Source organism: Pseudomonas sp. MPB26, assembly GCF_046605355.1.
Lineage (GTDB): Bacteria > Pseudomonadota > Gammaproteobacteria > Pseudomonadales > Pseudomonadaceae > Aquipseudomonas > Aquipseudomonas cedrina.
Window position 1 is genome coordinate 894,965 of sequence record NZ_CP176793.1, and the last position, 21,812, is coordinate 916,776.

The 21,812-nt window shown below is 61.8% G+C and carries 17 protein-coding genes; 6 read left to right on the forward strand and 11 right to left on the reverse strand.

What is annotated here, in order from left to right:
- Nucleotides 1-77 precede the first annotated feature (77 nt).
- Together ACLH0H_RS04210 and ACLH0H_RS04215 are read right to left on the reverse strand one after the other, a co-directional pair.
- On the reverse strand, nucleotides 78-848 hold the full coding sequence (locus ACLH0H_RS04210; RefSeq protein ID WP_411381107.1) for a transporter substrate-binding domain-containing protein: 771 nt from the start codon (nucleotides 846-848) through the stop codon (nucleotides 78-80).
- Between the two features lie 164 nt (nucleotides 849-1,012).
- On the reverse strand, nucleotides 1,013-1,246 hold the full coding sequence (locus tag ACLH0H_RS04215) for a hypothetical protein (RefSeq protein ID WP_411381108.1): 234 nt from the start codon (nucleotides 1,244-1,246) through the stop codon (nucleotides 1,013-1,015).
- A 215-nt stretch (nucleotides 1,247-1,461) separates the two neighbouring features.
- Between ACLH0H_RS04215 and ACLH0H_RS04220 the strand changes: the two genes are divergently transcribed.
- The 6 genes from ACLH0H_RS04220 to ACLH0H_RS04245 all read left to right on the forward strand — a co-directional run bounded on the left by ACLH0H_RS04220 (nucleotide 1,462) and on the right by ACLH0H_RS04245 (nucleotide 11,022).
- Nucleotides 1,462-2,628 (forward strand): efflux RND transporter periplasmic adaptor subunit, encoded by a 1,167-nt coding sequence (locus ACLH0H_RS04220; RefSeq protein WP_411381109.1) that lies wholly within the window; start codon nucleotides 1,462-1,464, stop codon nucleotides 2,626-2,628.
- The gene (locus ACLH0H_RS04225; protein ID WP_411381110.1) at nucleotides 2,625-5,723 is read left to right on the forward strand and encodes a multidrug efflux RND transporter permease subunit; all 3,099 of its coding nucleotides are present in this window, start codon (nucleotides 2,625-2,627) and stop codon (nucleotides 5,721-5,723) included. Before ACLH0H_RS04220 ends, ACLH0H_RS04225 begins: the two co-directional genes overlap by 4 nt.
- A gap of 30 nt (nucleotides 5,724-5,753) precedes the next feature.
- A complete protein-coding gene (locus tag ACLH0H_RS04230) occupies nucleotides 5,754-6,446 on the forward strand; it encodes a heavy metal response regulator transcription factor (protein ID WP_411381111.1) in 693 nt (230 codons plus the stop codon).
- Nucleotides 6,436-7,812 (forward strand): heavy metal sensor histidine kinase, encoded by a 1,377-nt coding sequence (locus ACLH0H_RS04235; protein ID WP_411381112.1) that lies wholly within the window; start codon nucleotides 6,436-6,438, stop codon nucleotides 7,810-7,812. Before ACLH0H_RS04230 ends, ACLH0H_RS04235 begins: the two co-directional genes overlap by 11 nt.
- 298 nt (nucleotides 7,813-8,110) lie before the next feature.
- Nucleotides 8,111-9,433 carry an OprD family porin gene (locus ACLH0H_RS04240; protein WP_411381113.1) on the forward strand — a complete coding sequence of 441 codons (1,323 nt, stop codon included), beginning with the start codon at nucleotides 8,111-8,113 and terminating at the stop codon, nucleotides 9,431-9,433.
- A gap of 86 nt (nucleotides 9,434-9,519) precedes the next feature.
- On the forward strand, nucleotides 9,520-11,022 hold the full coding sequence (locus ACLH0H_RS04245) for a sensor domain-containing diguanylate cyclase (protein ID WP_411381114.1): 1,503 nt from the start codon (nucleotides 9,520-9,522) through the stop codon (nucleotides 11,020-11,022).
- Between the two features lie 289 nt (nucleotides 11,023-11,311).
- On the opposite strand, the gene lpxC is transcribed toward ACLH0H_RS04245, so the two are convergent.
- From lpxC to murD, 9 genes are all read right to left on the reverse strand, one after another.
- Complete coding sequence (lpxC, locus tag ACLH0H_RS04250) at nucleotides 11,312-12,223, reverse strand: UDP-3-O-acyl-N-acetylglucosamine deacetylase (RefSeq protein ID WP_003171886.1); 912 nt, start codon at nucleotides 12,221-12,223, stop codon at nucleotides 11,312-11,314.
- A gap of 112 nt (nucleotides 12,224-12,335) precedes the next feature.
- Nucleotides 12,336-13,541 carry a cell division protein FtsZ gene (gene ftsZ / locus ACLH0H_RS04255; RefSeq protein ID WP_017526184.1) on the reverse strand — a complete coding sequence of 402 codons (1,206 nt, stop codon included), beginning with the start codon at nucleotides 13,539-13,541 and terminating at the stop codon, nucleotides 12,336-12,338.
- A 74-nt stretch (nucleotides 13,542-13,615) separates the two neighbouring features.
- Complete coding sequence (gene ftsA / locus ACLH0H_RS04260) at nucleotides 13,616-14,878, reverse strand: cell division protein FtsA (protein ID WP_025855584.1); 1,263 nt, start codon at nucleotides 14,876-14,878, stop codon at nucleotides 13,616-13,618.
- Nucleotides 14,879-14,893: 15 nt separating this feature from the next.
- Complete coding sequence (locus ACLH0H_RS04265) at nucleotides 14,894-15,763, reverse strand: cell division protein FtsQ/DivIB (protein WP_076951237.1); 870 nt, start codon at nucleotides 15,761-15,763, stop codon at nucleotides 14,894-14,896.
- Between the two features lie 3 nt (nucleotides 15,764-15,766).
- Nucleotides 15,767-16,747 carry a D-alanine--D-alanine ligase gene (locus ACLH0H_RS04270; protein WP_411381115.1) on the reverse strand — a complete coding sequence of 327 codons (981 nt, stop codon included), beginning with the start codon at nucleotides 16,745-16,747 and terminating at the stop codon, nucleotides 15,767-15,769.
- Nucleotides 16,744-18,189 carry a UDP-N-acetylmuramate--L-alanine ligase gene (murC, locus tag ACLH0H_RS04275; RefSeq protein ID WP_411381116.1) on the reverse strand — a complete coding sequence of 482 codons (1,446 nt, stop codon included), beginning with the start codon at nucleotides 18,187-18,189 and terminating at the stop codon, nucleotides 16,744-16,746. The genes ACLH0H_RS04270 and murC overlap by 4 nt, the downstream gene beginning before the upstream one ends.
- Complete coding sequence (murG, locus tag ACLH0H_RS04280) at nucleotides 18,182-19,252, reverse strand: undecaprenyldiphospho-muramoylpentapeptide beta-N-acetylglucosaminyltransferase (protein ID WP_411381117.1); 1,071 nt, start codon at nucleotides 19,250-19,252, stop codon at nucleotides 18,182-18,184. The genes murC and murG overlap by 8 nt, the downstream gene beginning before the upstream one ends.
- Complete coding sequence (gene ftsW, locus ACLH0H_RS04285) at nucleotides 19,242-20,465, reverse strand: putative lipid II flippase FtsW (protein WP_186688397.1); 1,224 nt, start codon at nucleotides 20,463-20,465, stop codon at nucleotides 19,242-19,244. Before ftsW ends, murG begins: the two co-directional genes overlap by 11 nt.
- Nucleotides 20,462-21,808 (reverse strand): UDP-N-acetylmuramoyl-L-alanine--D-glutamate ligase, encoded by a 1,347-nt coding sequence (murD, locus tag ACLH0H_RS04290; protein WP_411381118.1) that lies wholly within the window; start codon nucleotides 21,806-21,808, stop codon nucleotides 20,462-20,464. Before murD ends, ftsW begins: the two co-directional genes overlap by 4 nt.
- Between the last annotated feature and the right edge of the window lie 4 nt (nucleotides 21,809-21,812).

The window sequence follows — 21,812 nt, forward strand, 5'->3', positions numbered from 1 at the left end:
TCCGGTTCGCCTGGTTTGGGGCCGCTTCGCAGCCCAGCGCGGGACAAGCCCGCTTACTACAAGGTTATGTATGCAGATTAGGGCGTGTTGAGGCGGTAAGGCGCAAGAATCCGCTGGTATTCACCATTGTGCTTAAGTTGCTCGAGGGCGCGGTTGAGTTCGGTACGCAACGCCGTATCGGTATTGCGCAGCGCGATCGCCACCCCCTCGCCCAGCAGTTCGGCCGAAACGGCGGGCCCCAGGAAGGCGAAATCCTCGCCTGCGTCGGTATCGAGCAGGGCGTCGCGGATTTCCACCGTGCCTTGCAGGGTCGCATCGATATCGCCTGCCACCAGGCTGCGGACCAGCTCGTCGTTGAGCCAGAAGCTTTTGATGATCACACCCTTGCGAGCCCATTGCGAACGGGCAAAGGCCTCGCGGTTGCTGCCCAGCAATACGCCGACCCGCTTGCCCTTGAGCGAAGCCGCAAGCGGCATCAGGCCCGAGGTGCGGCGTGCGACCAGGCGCGTGGTGAAGGGATAGAGGATATCGGTGAAACTCACCCGGCGGCGGCGCCTGGAGGTAGGGGCGATGCCCATGATGGCGTCGAATTGGCGGGCGTCAAGGTCATCGAAGTTTTCGACCACAACCTGGTCGACCCAGGTACAGCGCACATTCAGCTGCTGGCACAGCGCATTGCCCAGCTCGATATTCAGACCGACCAACTGTCCTTGCGGATTACGGCTCTGGAAGGGAGGAAACTGCGCGGCAACGGCGAACCGGAGCTCACTTCGCGGTTGATCAACGCCGGCAACGGCATCCACCGCAAGCAACAGGGCAAGCGCGACACAAAGGTGTATCAGGGCCACAGGAAACGTCCTTTTCCGGAAAGAGCACCTTCTGCCCAGCCCCGTTGAAACGTCGGGGCGGGACACAAGCGGTGCAAGCTTTCAAGAAACGATCACGGGCCTACAAGCGGAAATTTCAGCGAGAGCTGTAGGTTGCATCCTGCAATGTTTGTTGCTGATTATTCCTAGCGTTTGCCCATCGAGCGGCGCGTGCCCGGCGGGGCCATGCCCGGGGTCTTGGTGTGGCCGTTTTTGGCGCCGTTCTTGTACCAGGGCTGGGCGTCATTCCTGGCCCCGGCCAGTTCACCCGGCTTGAAAGGAAACTTGAACGTCGGGATCTCGGCTTTCTCAACGCCATCGGCGTTGGCCGAATCGACCGGGTCGGTCGCTTCGACAGGGGAATGTATCGGGGATTTCATGAACGCTCCGGGGCATGCAGACAAGGATGCGGACCCCAGTGATGGGCCCTATATGTAGGAAGTATACCTGCGCAGCCGCGATCTTTGACCAGCGTCGTACGAATGGTAAGGAGCTTACTGACACGGCTGTCAGATAGCAGTCACTTTACTGACTGGGTCGGCAGGCTATAAATACTCACCCTTCTCCCCCGATCCCTGCCTGGGCGCCTTACAGCATGCACATTAAAAGAAAAACTGTATTGACCGTGGGTGTCCTTGCCCTTCTGGCGACTGCCGCCTGGGCGCTGACCCGCCCCGCCAAGACCAGGCTGGCCGCCTCCGCCGCCGTGCCGGTACGGGTAATGACGGTGGTGGAGCAGGATTTGCCGCGCTACGTGACGGGGATTGGTTCGGTGCTGTCGCTGCACAGCGTGGTGATCCGCCCGCAAATCGACGGCATCCTCACTCGACTGCTGGTCAAGGAGGGGCAACGGGTCAATGCCGGCGACTTGTTGGCGACTATCGACGACCGCTCGATCCGCGCCAGTCTCGACCAGGCCAGGGCACAATTGGGCGAGAGCCAGGCGCAACTGCAAGTGGCCCAGGTCAACCTCAAGCGCTACAAGGCATTGAGCATCGATGACGGCATTTCCAGGCAGACCTACGACCAGCAACAGGCGCTGGTCAACCAGCTCAAAGCGACGCTGCAAGGCAATCAAGCCGCCATTGATGCGGCCCAGGTGCAACTGTCCTACACGCAGATTCGCTCTCCCGTCACCGGCCGCGTCGGTATTCGCAACGTGGATGAAGGCAACTTCCTGCGCATGAGCGATGCCCAGGGCCTGTTTTCGGTCACCCAGATCAACCCGATTGCCATCGAGTTCTCCCTGCCCCAGCAAATGCTACCGACGTTGCAGGGCTTGATCGCCGCGTCCGAGCCTGCACGGGTGGACGCCTACATGGGTGCCGATACCGAAGGCGAGCACTCCGACCTGCTGGACGAGGGCCGCCTGAGCCTGATCGACAACCAGATCAGCGGCACCACCGGCACGATCCGCGCCAAAGCCGAATTCCCCAATAGCACGCAAAAGCTCTGGCCAGGCCAACTGGTGACGATCAAGGTCCAGACCGCCCTTGACCGCAACGCCCTGGCCGTCCCGCCAGGCGTAGTGCAACGCGGCCTCGACTCGCACTTCGTGTACCGCGTCAACGGTGACAAGGTGGAGATCCTTCCGGTGCAAGTGGTGTATCAGGACAGCGACCGTAACATCCTCAAGGGCATCCAGGCGGGCGATGTACTGGTCAGTGATGGCCAGTCGCGGCTCAAGGCTGGCGCTCAGGTCGAGATCCTCAAGGATCCGCCGCAAACGATCCAGACCGCTGACGCCAGGGTGCAGCCATGACGACAGCGCGGGGATCGATTTCCGCCTGGTGCATCGATCGCCCGGTCGCCACGCTGCTGCTGACCTTCGCCCTGGTGCTGCTCGGGTTGATCGCGTTCCCCAAATTACCCATCGCCCCCCTGCCGGAGGCGGAGTTTCCCACCATCCAGGTGACCGCACAGTTGCCCGGAGCCAGCCCCGACACCATGGCCTCCTCGATTGCGACACCGCTGGAGGTGCAGTTCAGCGCAATCCCCGGCATGACGCAGATGACCTCCAGCAGTGCGCTGGGCTCCACCCTGTTGACCCTGCAATTCACCCTCGACAAAAGCATCGATACCGCCGCGCAGGAGGTGCAGGCGGCCATCAACACCGCTGCCGGCAAGCTGCCGGGCGATATGCCGAGCCTGCCGACCTGGCGCAAGGTGAACCCGGCGGACAGCCCGGTGCTGATCGTCAGTGTCAGCTCCCACGACATGCCCGGGACCGAACTGAGCGATCTGGTGGAAACCCTGCTGGCCCGTCAGATCAGCCAGATCGATGGAGTAGGCCAGATCAACATCACCGGCCAGCAACGCCCGGCGATTCGCGTGCAGGCGTCTGCCGACAAACTCGCCGCCATCGGCCTGACCTTGGCCGACATCCGCCTGGCGATCCAGCAATCAAGCCTGAACCTGGCCAAGGGCGCGCTGTACGGCAAGAACAGCGTGTCGACCCTGGCGACCAACGACCAGTTGTTCCAACCGGATGAATACGGCGACCTGATCGTCTCCTACAAGGACGGCGCGCCGGTTCAACTGCGTGATGTGGCCAAGGTCGTCCACGGCTCGGAAAACGCCTACGTCCAGGCCTGGGCCGTGGACACGCCCGGCGTCAACCTGGTGATTACGCGCCAACCCGGCGCCAACATTGTCGAGACCGTGGAGCGTATCCAGGCCGAACTGCCACGCCTGCAAGCCATGTTGCCGGCATCGGTGCAGGTCAGCGTGCTGATGGACCGCACCACCACCATCCGCGCCTCCCTGCACGAAGTGGAAATGACCCTGCTGATCGCCGTATTGCTGGTGATCGGGGTGATGGCGATTTTCCTGCGCCAATGGTCGGCGACCATCATTGTGTCGAGCGTGCTGGGCGTATCGTTGATCGCAAGTTTCGCCCTGATGTACCTGATGGGCTTCAGCCTGAATAACCTGACCCTGGTTGCGATCGTAGTGGCCGTGGGCTTTGTGGTGGACGATGCGATTGTGGTGGTGGAAAACATCCATCGCCATCTCGAGACCGGCCTGGACAAACGCGAGGCGGCGCTCAAGGGTTCCAGCGAAATTGGCTTCACCGTGGTGTCCATCAGCGTGTCGCTGGTGGCGGCATTTATACCGCTGCTGTTCATGGGGGGCGTGGTAGGCAGGCTGTTCAAGGAGTTTGCCCTGACCGCCACTTCGACCATTCTGATTTCCGTGGTGGTGTCCCTGACCCTGGCGCCGACCCTGGCGGCCTTGTTCATGAACGCGCCCAGCCATAGGCACCATGACAAACCCGGCTTCGGCGAAAGACTGCTGGCGGGCTACGAAAAGACCTTGCGCCGCGCCCTGGCCCACCAACGCACCATGGCCGGCATCTTCATGCTGACCCTGGCGCTTGCCGTAGCCGGCTATGTGTTCATCCCCAAGGGCTTTTTTCCAGTACAGGACACCGGTTTCATCCTCGGTACCAGCGAGGCGGCGGCGGATGTGTCTTACCCGGACATGGTGGCCAAGCACAAGGCGCTGGCGCAAATCATGAAGGATGACCCGGCCGTGCGGGCGTTCTCCCACTCCGTCGGCGTGACCGGCAGCAACCAGACCATCGCCAACGGTCGCTTCTGGATTTCCCTCGTACCCCGTGGCGACCGGGACGTTTCCGCCAGCCAATTCATCGACCGCATCCGTTCCAAATTGGCCAAGGTGCCGGGCATCGTGCTGTACCTGCGCGCCGGCCAGGACATCAACCTCAGCTCCGGCCCCAGCCGCAGCCAGTATCAATACGTGCTTAAAAGTAATGACGGCGCGACGCTCAATACCTGGACCCAGCGCCTGACCGAAAAACTGCGTTCCATCCCGGCGTTCCGTGATATCTCCAACGACCTGCAACTGGGTGGCAGCATCACCCACATTTCCATTGACCGCCGTGCGGCCGCGCGTTTCGGCTTGACCGCCACCGACGTCGACCAGGCGCTCTACGACGCCTTCGGCCAACGCCAGGTCAACGAGTTCCAGACCGAAATCAACCAGTACCAGGTGGTGCTGGAACTGGACACCCGGCAGCGTGGCAAGGCGGAGAGCCTGAATTACTTCTACCTGCGCTCGCCGCTGACCAACGAAATGGTGCCGCTGTCGGCGCTGGCCCGTGTCGACGCGCCTACGGTCGGGCCACTGTCCATCAGCCACGACGGTATGTTCCCGGCCGCCAACCTGTCGTTCAACCTGGCGCCCGGTGTTGCGTTGGGTGATGCGGTGATCCTGCTCAACCAGGCAAAAAACCAGATTGGCATGCCGGCCTCGATCATCGGCAATTTCCAGGGCGCGGCGCAGGCGTTCCAGAGTTCGCTCGCCAGCCAGCCGTGGCTGATCCTCGCGGCGCTGGTGGCGGTCTACATCATCCTGGGCGTGCTGTATGAAAGCTTCGTGCACCCGCTGACGATCATCTCGACGCTGCCCTCGGCAGGCCTGGGTGCGTTGGTCATGCTGTGGCTGCTGGGCCAGGATTTTTCGATCATGGCGCTGATCGGCCTGGTGCTGCTGATCGGTATCGTCAAGAAGAACGGTATCCTGCTCATCGACTTTGCACTGGACGCCCAGCGCACACGCGGGCTGTCACCGCACGACGCAATCTTCGAAGCCTGCATCACGCGCTTCCGGCCAATCATCATGACCTCCCTGGCCGCACTGCTCGGCGCGCTGCCATTGATGCTCGGTTACGGCGCCGGTGCGGAACTGCGCCAGCCACTGGGTATTTCAGTGGTCGGCGGGCTGCTGGTGAGCCAGGCGCTGACGCTGTTCACCACACCGGTCATATACTTGTATCTGGAGAAGTTTTTCCACAAGCCCAAACCCATGCCAGCGTTGGCGACCACACACTGAGGCTGGGGCCCCGCCCTGGAGCAAAGGCTCATGCGCGTCCTGATTATTGAAGACGAAGAAAAAACCGCGGACTACTTGCACCGCGGCCTGACGGAACAAGGCTACACCGTCGACGTGGCGCGTGAAGGCGTGGAGGGTTTGCACTTGGCACTGGAAAACGAATACGCGGTGATCGTCCTCGACGTGATGTTGCCCGGCCTCGACGGTTTTGGCGTACTGCGTGCGCTGCGGGCGCGCAAACAGACGCCGGTGATCATGCTCACCGCCCGTGAGCGTGTGGAAGACCGCATCCGCGGCCTGCGCGAAGGCGCCGATGATTACCTGGGCAAACCGTTCTCCTTCCTGGAACTGGTGGCCCGCCTGCAAGCCCTTACCCGCCGCAGCGGCGGGCATGAACCGGTGCAGGTGACCGTCGCGGACCTGTGGATCGACCTGATCAGCCGCAAGGCAAGCCGTAATGGCCAGCGCCTGGACCTGACCGCCAAGGAGTTCTCGCTGCTCAGCGTATTGGCGCGGCGCCAGGGCGAGATCCTGTCCAAGACCGCCATTGCGGAAATGGTCTGGGACATCAATTTCGACAGCGACGCCAACGTGGTGGAAGTGGCGATCAAGCGGTTGCGCGCCAAACTCGACGGGCCATTCGATACCAAACTGCTGCACACTATTCGCGGCATGGGCTACGTGCTGGAGAGTCGCCAGCAGGAGCATGCAAGTGGTGGCTGACTCCATCGCCCTGCGCCTGAGCGGCATGTTCACCCTGGTAGCGGCGCTGATCTTCCTGTTGATCGGCGGCGCGCTGTATCAGCAGGTGGACCGCAGCCTGGGTTTGTTGCCGGGCGCCGAGCTGGATGCGCGCTACAGCGTGTTGGAGTCTTCGGTAAACCGCTTCGGCACGCCCGAGCATTGGGTGAAGATACAGGCCAAGCTCAAGTTGCTGGGCGAGGAAGACAAGCGCATCCGCTTCTGGGTGGTGAGCAGCGACCCGAACTATGAATATGGCAACCCCGATGCGCAGATCCGCGCTTTCGCCGAAGGGCCGACCGGTAAGCGCGACCTGCGCGTGCCGGGCCGTACATACCCGCTCAAGGTGCTGGTGAGCCAGTTCCCGGCCAAGGATCAGCGCCCGCCACTGCGGTTCATGATCGCCATCGACACCGAAAATTTCCGCGCTACCCAGCATCACCTGCTGGTGGCATTGATCAGCCTGGCGCTCGTGGGTGTGGTGCTGGCGTCGTTGCTGGGTTTCTGGGTAGCGCGCATCGGCCTCAAACCGTTGGGCAAACTCTCGGATGAGGCGCAGAAACTCGCACCGCCGAAGCTCTCCGGTCGCCTGCAACTGTCGCCGCTGCCGCCGGAATTGAGCCAGTTCGTCAACTCGTTCAACGCCACCCTGGACCGCGTCGAGCAGGCCTATTCGCGCCTGGAGTCGTTCAACGCCGATGTGGCCCACGAACTGCGCTCACCGCTGACCAACCTGATCGGCCAGACCCAGGTGGCGCTGACCCGCGGGCGTTCGGCCGAGCATTATTTCGAGGTGCTGCAATCCAACCTAGAAGAGCTGGAGCGCCTGCGGTCGATCATCAACGACATGCTGTTCCTCGCCAGCGCCGACCAGGGCAGCAAGGCCACCACGCTGATCGAAAGCTCCCTGGCTGATGAGGTGGCGACCACCCTCGACTACCTGGACTTCATTCTCGAAGACGCCCAAGTCGAGGTACAGGTACGTGGCGATGCCACGGTGCACATCGAAAAAGCCCACCTGCGCCGCGCGCTGATCAACCTGCTGAGCAACGCGGTACTGCACACTGAACCGGGGCAGGTGATTGAAGTGAAGATCGATGTGCAGGACGACCAGGTGGCAATCGGCGTAACCAATCCCGGCGGCGCGATCGCCGACGAGCACCTGCCACGCCTGTTCGAACGCTTTTATCGGGTGGATGCGTCGCGCAGCAACAGCGGGGCCAATCATGGCCTGGGACTGGCTATCGTCAAGGCGATTGCGCTGATGCATGGCGGCGACGTGTTCGTGCGCAGCGAGGGTGGCGGTAATACCTTCGGCATCACCCTGCCCCTGGAGTCGTCACGGTAAACACTGTGCGAGCGGGTACATCCAAGACGTGCGGCGCGCTACTGTTGCGATTTGGGCAACAGTCATTATCTTGTTACACTCTGTATCGTACCGCTCGCCTGCGTTAATTTGACGCATCGATGAGCGCGACGGCAAAGGCAGTCTCCGCTTACCCGAATTTCCCTCGACTTATTTCCAGGGCTCTACACTGGGAATCTGTCTTAAAGCCGCTGACTTCAGCGGCTTTTTTTTGCCGTAAAAAAAGGCCAGGCACCCTTACGACATTGGCCGTTTGCGTTTGACCAAAGGAGCTTTACCGGTGAAGAACTCGCTGACGTTCACCCCGTTATTCCTCGCGATTGCAGCAACGATTGCCCCCCTCGCCCACGCGGCAGGTTCCAACCCCAGCGACGGTTTCGTCGAAGGTTCCCACCTCAACCTCAACGCTCGCAACTACTACATGAACCGCGACCGTCGCGATATCCACACCGACGACAGCAAGGAGTGGGGCCAGGGTTTCATCGGCACCTTCGAATCCGGCTACACCCAAGGCGCCGTCGGTTTCGGCCTGGACGCTCACGCCATGCTCGGCCTCAAGCTGGACGGCGGTGGCGGCACTGATGGCTCCAGCATCCTTCCGTACGGCAGCGGCAACGGCAAGGCGCCCGGTTCGTTCTCCACGGCCGGTGGCACCTTGAAGATGCGCGCGTTCGATACCGAGCTGAAGGCGGGTGACCTGTTTCTTAACAATCCGGTGATCGCCGGCGGCATGACCCGCATGCTGCCTCAGACCTTCCGCGGCGTGAGCCTGACCAACCACAGCCTCGACGGCTGGATGTTCGAAGGGGGCCAGGTCAGCTTCACCAAGCTCTACAACCAGAGCGGTCACCGCCGCATCGGCACCAGCTATGGCGCGCTGCCGAACGCTGTCGGCAGCCAGCACTTGAACTGGGCGGGCGTATCGTTCAGCGGTATTGACGGGCTGTCGAGCAACCTCTACGCCTCCGAGCTCAAGGATGTGTGGCAGCAGTATTATTACGACCTGGATTACACCTATGCGGTGAGCGAGATGATCAGTCTCAACCCCGGCCTGCACTACTACCACACCCAGGACACCGGTCAGTCACTGCTCGGGGCTATCGACAACAACACCTACAGCCTGCATTTCACCGTGAACGCGGGCCATCACAGCGTTACCGCCGCCTATCAGCGAGTCAACGGCAATACGCCGTTCGACTACATCGCCCAAGGCGACAGCGTGTACCTGGACAACTCCCAGCAATATTCGGATTTCAACGGCCCCAATGAGCGCTCGTGGAAACTCAAGTACGCCTATAACTTCGGCGGCCTGGGCTTGCCCGGCCTGACCTCGGCCGTGTCCTACATCAGCGGCAAGACCGACCTGAGCAAAGTCGACCCGCAAAGCCGTGGCTACAGCGCCTGGTACAGCGCCGATGGCAAGGACGCCAAGCATTGGGAGCGGGATATCGACGTGAAATACGTGGTGCAGGGCGGCAAGGCCAAGGACCTGGCGGTGCGCCTGCAATGGGCAGTCAACCGCGGCAGCAACGGCTACTCGGCGGTGGACAGGGACGTGGATGAGTACCGGGTGATCGTCGACTATCCGATCAACGTATTCTGACGGCTAAAGATTTCTTTTTAACCCAGCAGCTAATTTTCATCGGGTAGAACTAAACTGCCAGCATCCTCACCGCTGAAGTCTGCCCGATGAGCCAACGCCCCGCCCGTCTCTCACCCGCACATCCGGAGCTGCTGCTGATGCTCGGCAGCGGCGTCACTGTTGCCCTGATCGTGATCATCGTCGCGGCATTGTTGATCCGCGAGCACGCCAGTACCTTGCAGGCGGCCAAGCGCTCAACCACCAACATCGCCCAATTGATCAATGCCGATGTGCTGCGTAACGTCGAGCTGTACGACCTGGCGCTCAAAGGGCTGATCGCAGCCAAACAGCGTGAAGACCTGGCCCAGGTGACGCCGAATATCCAGCACCTTGTGCAGTTCGATTTATCCACCGCTGCGCCGTTCAAAGGCGAAGTGTTGCTGCTGGACGCCGACGGCACCGTGATCGCGGACTCGTCGACCTTGCAACCCACGCCACGTAATTTCGCCAACCGCGACTATTTCCAGGTCCATGTCAGGGAGCCGCAGGCAGGCTTGTTTATCAGCCGGCCATTCAGGGTCCATTGCGACTGCGAACAGGTATGGCGCATTGCTTTTAGCCGGCGCGTGTCGGGGCCCAATGGCGAATTCCTCGGTGTAGCAGTCGCGACCATGCGCCTGGCTTATTTCGATCAACTGTTCAGCACCCTGACGATCGGTAACAGCAGCAGCGTCAACCTGCTCAACAACCGCGGCATCCTGTTGGCTCAACAGCCCTTGTTCGAACGCGACATGATTGACAAGGACCTCAGCGCGCGGCCGAACTTCAAACGCATCTTGAGTGAGGGCAGTGGAAGCTTCCAGGCCATCTCCGCCATCAGTGGCAAGGAACGCTTGTATACCTTCACCAACGTCGGCGAGCTGCCGCTGATTGTGGTGGTGGCCCTGTCCAGTGATGATGTATTCGCTGCCTGGAGACGCGCCGCGCTGTTGACCAGCAGCGCCACCGGCATCCTCTGTGTCGGCCTGCTGTGGCTCACTTGGATGTTACGCCGCGAACTGCGACGCCGATTCCGTGCCGAACGGGTGCTGTCAGAACTGGCAGCCACTGACGCACTGACCGGCCTGGCCAACCGGCGCATCCTGGACGAACGCCTGCGCCTGGAATGGGACCGCGCGCAACGCTCGACCGAGCCGCTGACGTTGCTGATGATCGATGTGGACCACTTCAAGGCCTTCAATGATCGACACGGCCATCAAGGCGGCGACGAAGCATTGCGTACCGTTGCCCAGGTGATCGGCGGCAACATCCGCCGACCTGCCGACTTGGCGGCGCGGTATGGCGGAGAAGAATTTGCGGTGGTACTGCCGCATACCGACACCCAGGGTGCCTGGGTCATCGCCGAGCACATCCGCAGCAGCGTCGAACACTTGCCACGGGTGGCGGGCGATGAGCGACCGATTACGGTGAGTATTGGGCTGAGCACCTGGGACAAACGCAAACGCCAGTCGCTGGAAGCATTGCTGCTGAGTGCCGATCAGGCGTTATACGAGGCCAAGCACAGTGGGCGCAATCGGATCGTGGACGCCGCCACCCTTCAGGATCTGTGAGTCAAGCCGAAGCGGGAGCTGCAGTGTGACGATTCGACTGGGCCGAGGTGCAGACGGATCGATATTAAGGCCACACCGAGGTGACCCCATCGCAGCATCGCTGGGGCTCGACAGCTCCCACAATTGAGCTCGATCGTTGCTGAGATTGCGGTTCGCAGGTGCAATCCAATCCACCTCACACAGCAAGTCCCCTGTGGGAGCTGCCGAGCTTCTTCGCGGCCAAGATCGCACACATAAAAAAAGGCCACCCGAAGGCAGCCTTTTAAAACTAAAGAAAGAGAGTTGTTACTTACACCGCCGCAACGGGACGCATGTAAGAGATCGGTGCGGTGCTGGCATCTTCGAAGGTTACGACTTCCCAAGCGTCTGTCTGCTCAATCAACTTGCGCAGCAGCTGGTTGTTAAGGGCGTGGCCCGACTTGAAGCCTTTGAACTCGCCTATCAGGCTATTGCCCAGCAGGTAGAGGTCACCGATTGCATCGAGGATCTTGTGCTTGACGAATTCGTCTTCATAGCGAAGGCCGTCTTCGTTCAGTACACCATCCGCGTCGACCACAATGGCGTTTTCAACGCTGCCGCCGAGTGCGAGGTTGTGCTTGCGCAGGTACTCGATGTCACTCATGAAACCAAAGGTACGGGCGCGGCTGACTTCTTTTACAAACGAAGTGCTGGAAAAATCCACGCTTGCACTTTGGGTGCGGTCACGGAATACCGGGTGATCGAAATCGATCTCAAAGCTCACTTTAAAGCCTTCGAACGGGACGAAGGTGGCGCGCTTGTCGCCGTCTTCTACTGTCACTTCCCGCAGAATGCGTATGAACTTCTTGGCTGCGTCCTGTTCTTCCAGGCCGGCAGATTGAATCAGGAATACGAAAGGTCCAGCGCTGCCATCCATGATTGGGACTTCGGACGCGGAGAGCTCGACGTAGGCGTTATCGATGCCCAAACCGGCCATGGCCGAGAGCAAGTGCTCCACCGTGTCCACTTTGACGTCACCGTTGACCAATGTGGTCGACATAGTGGTTTCGCCAACGTTTTCCGCGCGAGCAGGAATCTGCACCACAGGGTCCAGGTCGGCACGAACAAACACGATGCCGGTGTCGACAGGTGCGGGCTTGAGGGTCAGGTATACCTTCTCCCCGGAGTGCAGACCTACACCTGTGGCACGGATAATATTCTTCAGGGTGCGTTGTTTAATCATGGCTTGGACCGCTTGAGCGCAAATTGCGAACTGGTATCAACAAAGGCTGGCGATAATAGCAGACCAGACCTTTGCTGAACACCAATCACCTTCATAGCCCTGATACATTCCATCAATCGGCCTGACGACGCAGGAATGCCGGGATATCCAGGTAGTCCAAATCATCTTGCGGATTCGGGCTACGGGACGCCGCGGCACCGGCTTGCGCCTGGTTGCGCATCACGGTCGGACGGTCCAGGTCACGGTAGTTCACCGACGGCAGTTCCTGGCGCGAAGGCGCTGGAGCGGCAGCCGCTTGGCTGGCGTGGCTGGCCTGGCTGTTGTGCAGGGTGTTGTCGATGACCTTCACAGGCTTCTCGATTTTTGCGCCCAGGCCGGTTGCAACCACGGTCACGTGCAGCTCGTCGCGCATGTCCGGATCGATCACGGTACCGACTTTGACCATGGCGTGCTCGGAAGCGAAGGCTTCGATGATGCTACCTACGTCCGAGTACTCACCCAGGGACAGGTCGGGACCTGCGGTGATATTCACCAGGATGCCGCGTGCACCTTGCAGGTTCACGTCTTCCAGCAATGGGTTGCGGATGGCCGCTTCGGTGGCTTCACGCGCACGGTTCGGACCGCTGGCGCAGCCAGTGCCCATCATCGCCATGCCCATTTCGCTCATCACGGTACGGACGTCGGCAAAGTCGACGTTGATCATGCCTGGGCGCTTGATGATGTCGGAGATACCGCGAACGGCACCCGCCAGTACATCGTCAGCCTTGGCGAATGCGGACAGCAGGCTCGCGTCCTTGCCCAGGATGGTCAGCAGTTTCTCGTTGGGAATGGTGATCAACGAGTCGACGCTTTCAGACAGCAGACGGATACCTTCGTCGGCGATCTGCATGCGCTTGCGACCTTCGAACGGGAACGGACGGGTCACGACCGCAACCGTCAGGATCCCCATTTCCTTGGCCACTTCGGCAATGATCGGCGCTGCACCGGTACCGGTACCGCCGCCCATGCCCGTGGTGATGAACACCATGTTGGTGCCTTGCAGCACTTCGGCAATACGCTCGCGGTCTTCCAGGGCGGCTTGACGGCCGACTTCCGGATTGGCGCCGGCGCCGAGGCCCTTGGTCACGGCTGTGCCCAATTGCAGGATGGTCCGCGCGCCGATGCTTTTGAGCGCCTGGGCATCAGTGTTGGCGCAGATGAATTCAACGCCTTCAATGTTGCTCTTGACCATATGGTTGACAGCGTTGCCGCCGCCACCGCCGACACCGATCACTTTAATGACCGGGCTAGCGGGGATGTTGTCTACGAGTTCAAACATGTTCCCTCTCCTTTCGTTATCTCTAGTTTTTTCGCCTACTGCTTTGTTGCGTGTTGCGGTGCCGCGGTAAATCGTTAGAAGTTGCCCTTGACCCATGCCTGCAGCCGCTCGAACAACGGCGCTTTCGCTTCGTCGTCGCTGCGGTAGCTGTCACGGTTGCTCGGGCCCGACAGGGAAATGCCGTCGGTCTGCTTTTGCAGCCCGTACAACAGCAAGCCCACGCCAGTGGAATAAATCGGGTTGCGCACCACGTCGCCCAGGCCCTTGACGCCATGGGGCACGCCCAGGCGAACCGGCATGTGGAAGATTTCCTCGGCCAACTCGACCGCGCCTTCCATCTTCGAGGTACCACCGGTCAGCACGATGCCGGCCGGGATCAAATCTTCGTAGCCGCTGCGGCGCAGTTCAGCCTGGATCAGGGTGAACAGTTCGTCGTAGCGCGGCTCGACCACTTCGGCCAGGGCCTGGCGCGACAGTTCGCGCGGTGGACGGTCGCCCACGCTCGGCACCTTGATGGTCTCCCCGGCACCGGCCAGCTTGGCCAGGGCACAGGCGTAGCGGATCTTGATTTCTTCGGCGTACTGGGTCGGTGTACGCAGCGCCATGGCGATGTCGTTGGTGACCTGGTCGCCGGCAATCGGGATCACGGCGGTGTGACGGATCGCACCCTCGGTGAAGATCGCGATGTCGGTGGTGCCGCCGCCGATGTCCACCAGGCACACGCCCAGTTCTTTTTCGTCGTCGGTCAGTACCGAGTAGGCCGAAGCCAACTGCTCGAGAATGATGTCGTCGATTTCCAGGCCGCAGCGGCGCACGCATTTTTCGATGTTCTGGGCGGCGTTGACGGCGCAGGTCACCACGTGAACCTTGGCTTCCAGGCGTACGCCCGACATGCCCAGCGGCTCGCGAACGCCTTCCTGGTTGTCGATCACGTAGTCCTGCGGCAGCGTGTGCAGCACGCGCTGGTCAGCCGGGATCGCCACGGCCTGGGCGGCGTCGAGGACGCGCTCAAGGTCGGCCGAGCTGACTTCACGGTCGCGGATCGCCACGATGCCGTGGGAGTTCAGGCTGCGGATATGGTTGCCGGCCACGCCGACAAACGCCGAGTGGATCCGGCAACCGGCCATCAGCTGCGCTTCTTCGATGGCGCGCTGGATCGATTGCACGGTGGACTCGATGTTCACCACCACGCCCTTCTTCAGGCCCCGGGACGGATGCGTGCCAATACCGACGATTTCGATCGTGCCGTCTTCCCCGACCTCGCCCACCAGCGCCACCACCTTGGAGGTGCCGATATCGAGACCGACGATCATTTTGCCGCTTTGCACGTTTGCCATGGGTCCTGCCTCTTCTTAATTCTTCGCGACAGCGGGTTGCGCTGCCGTGGGCGCAGCCGGTTCACGCCAGCCGACGGCAAGGCCGTTGGCGTAACGCAGGTCGACGCTCGCAATGTTCGTAATCTGTTCTTTCAAGGTCTTGTCATAGATGGCGATGAAACGGCGCATCTTTTCCACCAAGCGGTCGCGTCCCAGCAACAACTGGATGCCCGGGCCGGAACTGCCTGCCCCGGTCGTCAAAAACCAGCTGCCCCGTTCACGCAGTTCCAGGCGTGCAATGGAGAAGCCCAGCGGCCGCAGCATCTGGCTCAAGGCCTGGTACTGCTGCATCACTTGCTGCTGCGCCCGCTGCGGCCCGAACAGCTGCGGCAGGTGCTCATAGTTGGCCAGCTCACGCGGGGTGAACGCCTGGCCCTGGTTGTTCAACAGCGCTTCGTCGCCCCAACGGGCCACGGGCAGTTGCTCTTCCAGGCGGATCGTTACCTGGTCCGGCCATACGCGACGCACTTCGGCGTGTGCGATCCAGGGCATCTGTTCCAGCTCGGCGCGCATGCCGGCCAGGTCGATGGTAAAGAAGCTCGCCGCCAGGAAAGGCCCGATGCGCTGCTGTACCGCTTGTTGGCTGATGTAGCTCAAGTCGCCCTGCACGCTGATCTTGGTGATCGGCCGATCGGCATACGGCAGTAGACGCTGCGCGCCCTCGTAAGTGCCAAAGCCCAACACCACCAGCATCACCGGCCAGAACAGTGCCTTGATAAACCCAAAGTTGGCTTTGGGCAGGCGCGCCGACATCGGCTCTTTAGCCACCATCCGGCTGGCACCCCGCGGCACCGGCTTGCGGCTCGGTGCTTGTGGGGGCTGATGACGAAGCGATGCGCCTTTCATGTCTTAGCCTCGGTTCCTTACTTCACCGGCACCTGCACCGGTGACGCTTGCCGCCAGGATCGCCAGCACCAACTGCTGGAAATCCAGGCCGGCTGCGCGAGCGGCCATGGGCACCAGGCTGTGGTCGGTCATGCCCGGCGCAGTGTTGACTTCCAGGAACCAGAAATTCCCCTGGTCGTCCTGCATCACGTCTGCCCGCCCCCAACCGGCGATACCCAGCGCCTCACAGGCTTTCGCCGTGAGGTCCATCAGTTCCTGTTCTTTGCTTGCATCGAGGCCGCACGGGATCCGGTACTGGGTATCGGAAGCCACGTATTTGGCGTCGTAGTCGTAAAAGGTGTGGGGCGTGCCCAATGCGATAGGCGGCAATACCTGGCCACGCAGGGTGGCGATGGTGTACTCGGGACCCTGGATCCACTGTTCCACCAACACTTGCGAATCGTAGGTACTTGCCGCTTTCCATGCGTCGATCAATTCGGCGGCCGAGTTCACTTTGGCCATGCCGATACTGGAGCCTTCATGGGCTGGTTTGACGATCAAAGGCAGGCCCAGTTCCTTGGCCGCAGAAATACAATCGTCCTCGCTGCACAGCACGCTGTGACGCGGCGTCGGAATGCCCAGGCTGTGCCACACCTGCTTGGTGCGCAACTTGTCCATGGCCAGCGCCGACGCAAGGATGCCGCTGCCGGTGTAAGGGATGCCGGCGCACTCCAACAAGCCCTGCATGCTGCCGTCTTCACCGCCACGGCCGTGCAGGATAATGAAGGCGCGGTCGATCTTCTCGGCCTGCAGGCGGGCGAGGAAGTCATCGCCCACGTCGATGCCGAATGCGTTCACACCGGCACTTTGCAGCGCTTGGAGCACGGCGTTGCCGGACTTGAGCGACACTTCGCGCTCAGCACTTTTACCGCCGAACAACACCGCGACGCGGCCGAAATCAGCCGGTGCGATGGTCGAGAACAGGGAGCCGTAGTCAGTGATCATTTCGACTTCCCCTTCTGTACGGCAAACAGCGGGCTCGCCAACAATTTAGGCGCAAGGCCGCCAATGTCACCGGCGCCCTGGCACAGCAGGATGTCACCGGCACGCAGCAGCGGCTTGACGATCGGCGCCAGGTCCACGCCTCGCTCGATGTAGATCGGGTCCAACTGGCCACGCTGGCGGATGCTGTTGCACAGCTTGCGGCTGTCCGCGCCCGGAATCGGCTCTTCACCGGCCGGGTACACTTCCATCAGCAGCAGCACGTTGGCATCGGCCAATACATTGACGAAATCGTCGTACAGATCGCGCGTACGGCTGTAACGGTGCGGCTGGTAGACCATCACCAGGCGACGCTCCGGCCAGCCACCGCGTACGGCCTTGATGACGGCCGCGACTTCGGTGGGGTGGTGACCGTAGTCGTCCACCAGCATCACGTCACCGCCCTCGACCGGCAGTTGACCGTAGACCTGGAAGCGTCGGCCGACCCCGGCAAAACGTGACAGGCCTTCGACGATGGCTTCATCGCTGACGCCTTCATCGGTGGCGATACAAATGGTCGCCAGGGAGTTGAGCACGTTGTGGTTGCCCGGCATATTCACCGATACATCCAGCGGCTCACGGTCGGGGCGCAGTACGGTGAAATAGGTTTGCATGCCTTCCTGGCGCACATTGATTGCGCGCACGTCGGCGTCTTCGCTGAAGCCATAGGTGACGGTCGGACGCTTGACCAGCGGCAGGATTTCGCGCACCACCGGATCGTCCAGGCACACCACGGCCAGACCGTAGAACGGCAGGTTGTGCAGGAACTCGACGAAGGTTTTCTTCAGTTTGTTGAAGTCGCCGTCGTAGGTAGCCATGTGGTCGGCGTCGATGTTGGTGACCACGGCGACCAACGGCTGCAGGTGCAGGAAGCTCGCGTCACTTTCATCGGCTTCGGCGATCAGGTAGCGGCTGGTGCCGAGCTGGGCATTGGTGCCGGCTGCATTCAGGCGTCCACCGATGACGAACGTCGGGTCCAGGCCGCCGGCCGCGAACACCGAGGCGATCAGGCTGGTGGTGGTGGTTTTGCCGTGAGTACCGGCGACGGCGATGCCGTGGCGATAACGCATCAGCTCGGCCAGCATCTCGGCACGAGGCACCACGGGAATGCGGCGTTCCAGGGCGGTAGCCACTTCCGGGTTGGAGGTGTTCACGGCACTGGACACCACCAGCACGTCAGCCTCGGCGGCGTTCTCGGCGCGGTGGCCGATAAAGATCTGGGCGCCAAAGGACTTCAGGCGATCGGTGACCGGCGATTCCTTCAAATCAGAGCCGGACACCTGATAGCCCAGGTTCAGCAATACTTCGGCAATCCCGCACATGCCCACGCCGCCGATACCGACGAAGTGGATACGACGGATGCGGCGCATTTCCGGCTGCGGCATGGCTTTCTGATTCTCAACCATGGGCCACCTCCAGGCAGATATCGACCACGGTGCGGGTTGCGTCAGGTTTGGCCAGGCGGCTTGCGGTGCTCGCCATGCTATTGAGTCGTTCCGGTTGCATCAAAACCTCGGTCAGGCGTGCGGCCAAATCGGCGGCGCCAGTCGTTCTTTGCGGCAGCAGGAAGGCAGCGCCCTCCCCGGCCAAATATTCGGCGTTGCGGGTCTGGTGGTCGTCGATGGCATGGGGCAAAGGCACCAGCAAGGACGGCAGACCGGCAGCAGCCAGTTCACTGACGGTCAGCGCGCCAGCGCGACAGACCACCAGGTCGGCCCAGCCATAGGCGTGGGCCATGTCTTTGATGAAGGGCTGTACGTTCGCCTCTACACCGGCCTCGCGATAGCGCGAGGCGGTGACTTCATCGTGGTGCTTGCCGGCCTGATGGAAGATTTCCGGGCGCAGCGCTTCAGGCAGTTGCGCAACGGCTTCAGGCAGCAGTTTGTTCAGCGGCTCGGCGCCCAGGCTTCCGCCGAGGATCAGCAGATGTGCCTTGCGTCCGGCCAGCGCCTCACGGGCAATGCCCATGAATAGCTCGGTGCGCACCGGGTTACCGGTAGTGCGGCGTTTGTCCGAAGCCGAGAAAGTGTTCGGGAAGGCTTCACACACCCGCGCGGCCAGCGGCACCAGCAAGCGGTTGGCGGTACCGGCAACGGCGTTCTGTTCGTGCACGATCACCGGCACACCGGCGAGTTTTGCCGCCACGCCACCGGGGCCGGTTACATAACCGCCAAAGCCGAGTACACACACAGGCTTCACGTCACGAATGACTTTCCGTGCCTGCATGACCGCCTTGAGCAACACGAACGGCGCCTTGAGCAGCGATAGCTTGCCCTTGCCACGCAAGCCCGTGACGTTGATCAGGTGCAGCGGCAAACCGGCGTTCGGCACCAGCTCGTTTTCGATGCCGCGCGGCGTGCCCAGCCAGTGCACGCTGTAGCCACGGGCCTGGAATTCCCGCGCGCAGGCCAGGGCCGGGAACACGTGGCCCCCGGTGCCGCCGGCCATGATCAGCACGTTAGCGCCCATGGGTCGGCTCCTCGGCGAAGTCGCTTTCGCTGAACTCCATCTCTTCGCTGCCCAAGTGGGTTCGACTCTCCCACTCGATGCGCAGCAACAACCCCAGACAAATGCAGCAAATCACCAGCGAACTGCCGCCGTAGCTGAGGAACGGCAGGGTCAGGCCCTTGGTAGGCAGCCGCCCGACATTTACCCCGACGTTGATCAGGAATTGGCCGATCCAAAGGAAAGCCAACCCGTAGGCAACGTAAGCGGCGAAGAATTGCTTGGCCTTTTCGGCCCACAGGCCGATGTACATGGCGCGCACACAGACGAAAACAAACAGCGCAACGGTGCACAGCGAGCCCACTACACCCAGCTCTTCGGCAAGGACCGAAAACACGAAGTCGGTGTGGGCTTCCGGCAGGTAGAACTGCTTCTGCACACTGTTCCCCAGTCCTACGCCAAACCACCCGCCTCGACCAAAGGCAATCAGGGCCTGGGTCAACTGGTAACCCGCGCCAAACTGATCAGACCAGGGATCGGTAAAGGTAATCAGGCGGGCCATCCGGTAGGGCTGCGCCAGGACCAATAGATAAACGGCAACCACCGCCAGCACGACCATCAAGGCGAAGCGTATAAGACCAACGCCCCCCAGGAACAGCATGACCGCCGCCGCGCCCATCATCACCACCGTGGCACCGAAGTCGGGCTCCATCAGCAACAGGCCGGCCATGGGCAGCAGCACGATGAACGGCTTGAAGAAGCCCATCCAGCTTTCGCGCACTTCTTTCTGACGCCGCACCAGGTAGCCGGCGAGGTAGATCACCACGAACACCTTGGCGATTTCCGACGGCTGCACGTTGAACGCACCAAAGCCGATCCAGCGCATCGAACCGTTCACCTCGCGGCCGATGCCGGGCAGGATCACCATGACCAGCAAGCCGAACGCGCCGATGAGCATCATCCAACCCAGGCGCTGCCAGGTGGCGATAGGGATCATCATGGTGACGACGCACGCGCCAAGACCGATCACCAGGTAAACCAGGTGGCGGATCATCATGTAAAGCGTGTTGCCCGACTGCACGGCGGCCACTTCGGAAGAGGCCGACGTGATCATCACCAGGCCCAGGCCCAGCAACGCCAGGCAACCGGCGAGCATCGGGAAATCCAGGTCGATGCCGCGCCCGGTAATGATCGGCGAGGGGTACGGCTTGATGATGTTACGCCAGTCGATATTCATGCCAAGGCCTCCACGGCGCGAGCGAACAGCTGACCGCGCTCTTCGTAGTTCTTGAACATGTCGAAACTTGCACACGCGGGCGACAGCAGCACCGCATCGCCCGGCTGGGCCAAGGCTTTGCACTGGGCAATGGCGTCGCCCAGGGAGGTGGCGCGCACTTGCGGCACGGCGTCGCCCAGGGCGGCGGCGATCAAGTCGGCATCGCGGCCCATCAGCACCACCGCGCGGCAATGCGCGGCCACAGGGCCTTTAAGGTCCTTGAAGTCGGCGCCCTTGCCATCGCCACCGGCGATCAGCACCAGCTTGCCGTCGATATCGGCGCCAAGGCCCTCGATCGCAGCCAGGGCCGCACCGACGTTGGTGGCCTTGGAATCGTTGTAATAGCTGACCCCGTTCAGGTCACGGACCCATTGGCAGCGATGCTCCAGGCCGCCGAAGGTGCGCAGCGCCGACAGCATTGCGTCGAACGGCAGGCCAACGGCGTGGCCGAGCGCCAGGGCCGCCAGGGCGTTGGCCTGGTTATGCGCGCCACGGATCTTCAGTTCGCGCACCGGCATCAGGTTCTGGAATTCGAAGGCCAGGTATTTCTCGCCGTTCTCTTCACGAATGCCGAACGCCTTGAAGTCGGGCTTGCTCAGGCCGAAGGTCCAGCACGGCATGCCCTCGCCGATCAGTGGACGGCTCAGGGCATCCTGGCGGTTGACCACAAATTGCCTGGCACCGCGGAAGATTCGGTGCTTGGCCAGATGATAGGCCGGCAGGCCGCTGTAGCGGTCCATGTGGTCTTCACTCACGTTCAATACGGTTGCCACTTCGGCACCGAGGTCATGGGTGGTTTCCAGCTGGAAGCTCGACAGCTCCATCACGTACAGCTCGACGTCGTCGCTGAGCAGGTCCAGGGCGGGCATCCCGAGATTACCGCCCACCGCCACACGCTTGCCGGCAGCCATCGCCATCTCGCCGACCAGGGTAGTCACGGTGCTTTTTGCGTTGGAACCGCTGATCGCCACGATCGGCGCCTTGGCGTTACGCGCGAACAGGTCGATATCGCCGGACAGCTTCACGCCACGCGCCGCTGCGGCTTGCAGGGCCGGTGTCGCCAGGGCCAGGCCGGGGCTCACGTAGAGTTCATCGGCGCGGCACAGAAACTCGACATCCAGCTCGCCACAACGCACTTCCACGTGCGGGTAGTCACGGCGCAGCGTGACCAGCTCCGGTGGATTTTCCCGCGTATCGGCCACGGCAAACGACGTGCCCCGGTTCGCCAGGAAGCGAACCAGGGACATGCCGCTCTTGCCGAGGCCGACAACGATGCGGAAGTGGTCTGAAGCGATCAGGGACACTCGT

Coding starts and splice junctions, on each gene's coding strand:
- ftsA (WP_025855584.1), bottom strand. CDS start 14,878: ATGGCAAACGTGCAAAGCGGCAAAATGATCGTCGGTCTCGATATCGGC.
- ACLH0H_RS04215 (WP_411381108.1), bottom strand. CDS start 1,246: ATGAAATCCCCGATACATTCCCCTGTCGAAGCGACCGACCCGGTCGAT.
- murG (WP_411381117.1), bottom strand. CDS start 19,252: ATGGGCGCTAACGTGCTGATCATGGCCGGCGGCACCGGGGGCCACGTG.
- ACLH0H_RS04265 (WP_076951237.1), bottom strand. CDS start 15,763: ATGAAAGGCGCATCGCTTCGTCATCAGCCCCCACAAGCACCGAGCCGC.
- murC (WP_411381116.1), bottom strand. CDS start 18,189: ATGGTTGAGAATCAGAAAGCCATGCCGCAGCCGGAAATGCGCCGCATC.
- ftsZ (WP_017526184.1), bottom strand. CDS start 13,541: ATGTTTGAACTCGTAGACAACATCCCCGCTAGCCCGGTCATTAAAGTG.
- ACLH0H_RS04225 (WP_411381110.1), top strand. CDS start 2,625: ATGACGACAGCGCGGGGATCGATTTCCGCCTGGTGCATCGATCGCCCG.
- ACLH0H_RS04230 (WP_411381111.1), top strand. CDS start 5,754: ATGCGCGTCCTGATTATTGAAGACGAAGAAAAAACCGCGGACTACTTG.
- ftsW (WP_186688397.1), bottom strand. CDS start 20,465: ATGAATATCGACTGGCGTAACATCATCAAGCCGTACCCCTCGCCGATC.
- lpxC (WP_003171886.1), bottom strand. CDS start 12,223: ATGATTAAACAACGCACCCTGAAGAATATTATCCGTGCCACAGGTGTA.
- ACLH0H_RS04220 (WP_411381109.1), top strand. CDS start 1,462: ATGCACATTAAAAGAAAAACTGTATTGACCGTGGGTGTCCTTGCCCTT.
- ACLH0H_RS04270 (WP_411381115.1), bottom strand. CDS start 16,747: ATGATCACTGACTACGGCTCCCTGTTCTCGACCATCGCACCGGCTGAT.
- ACLH0H_RS04245 (WP_411381114.1), top strand. CDS start 9,520: ATGAGCCAACGCCCCGCCCGTCTCTCACCCGCACATCCGGAGCTGCTG.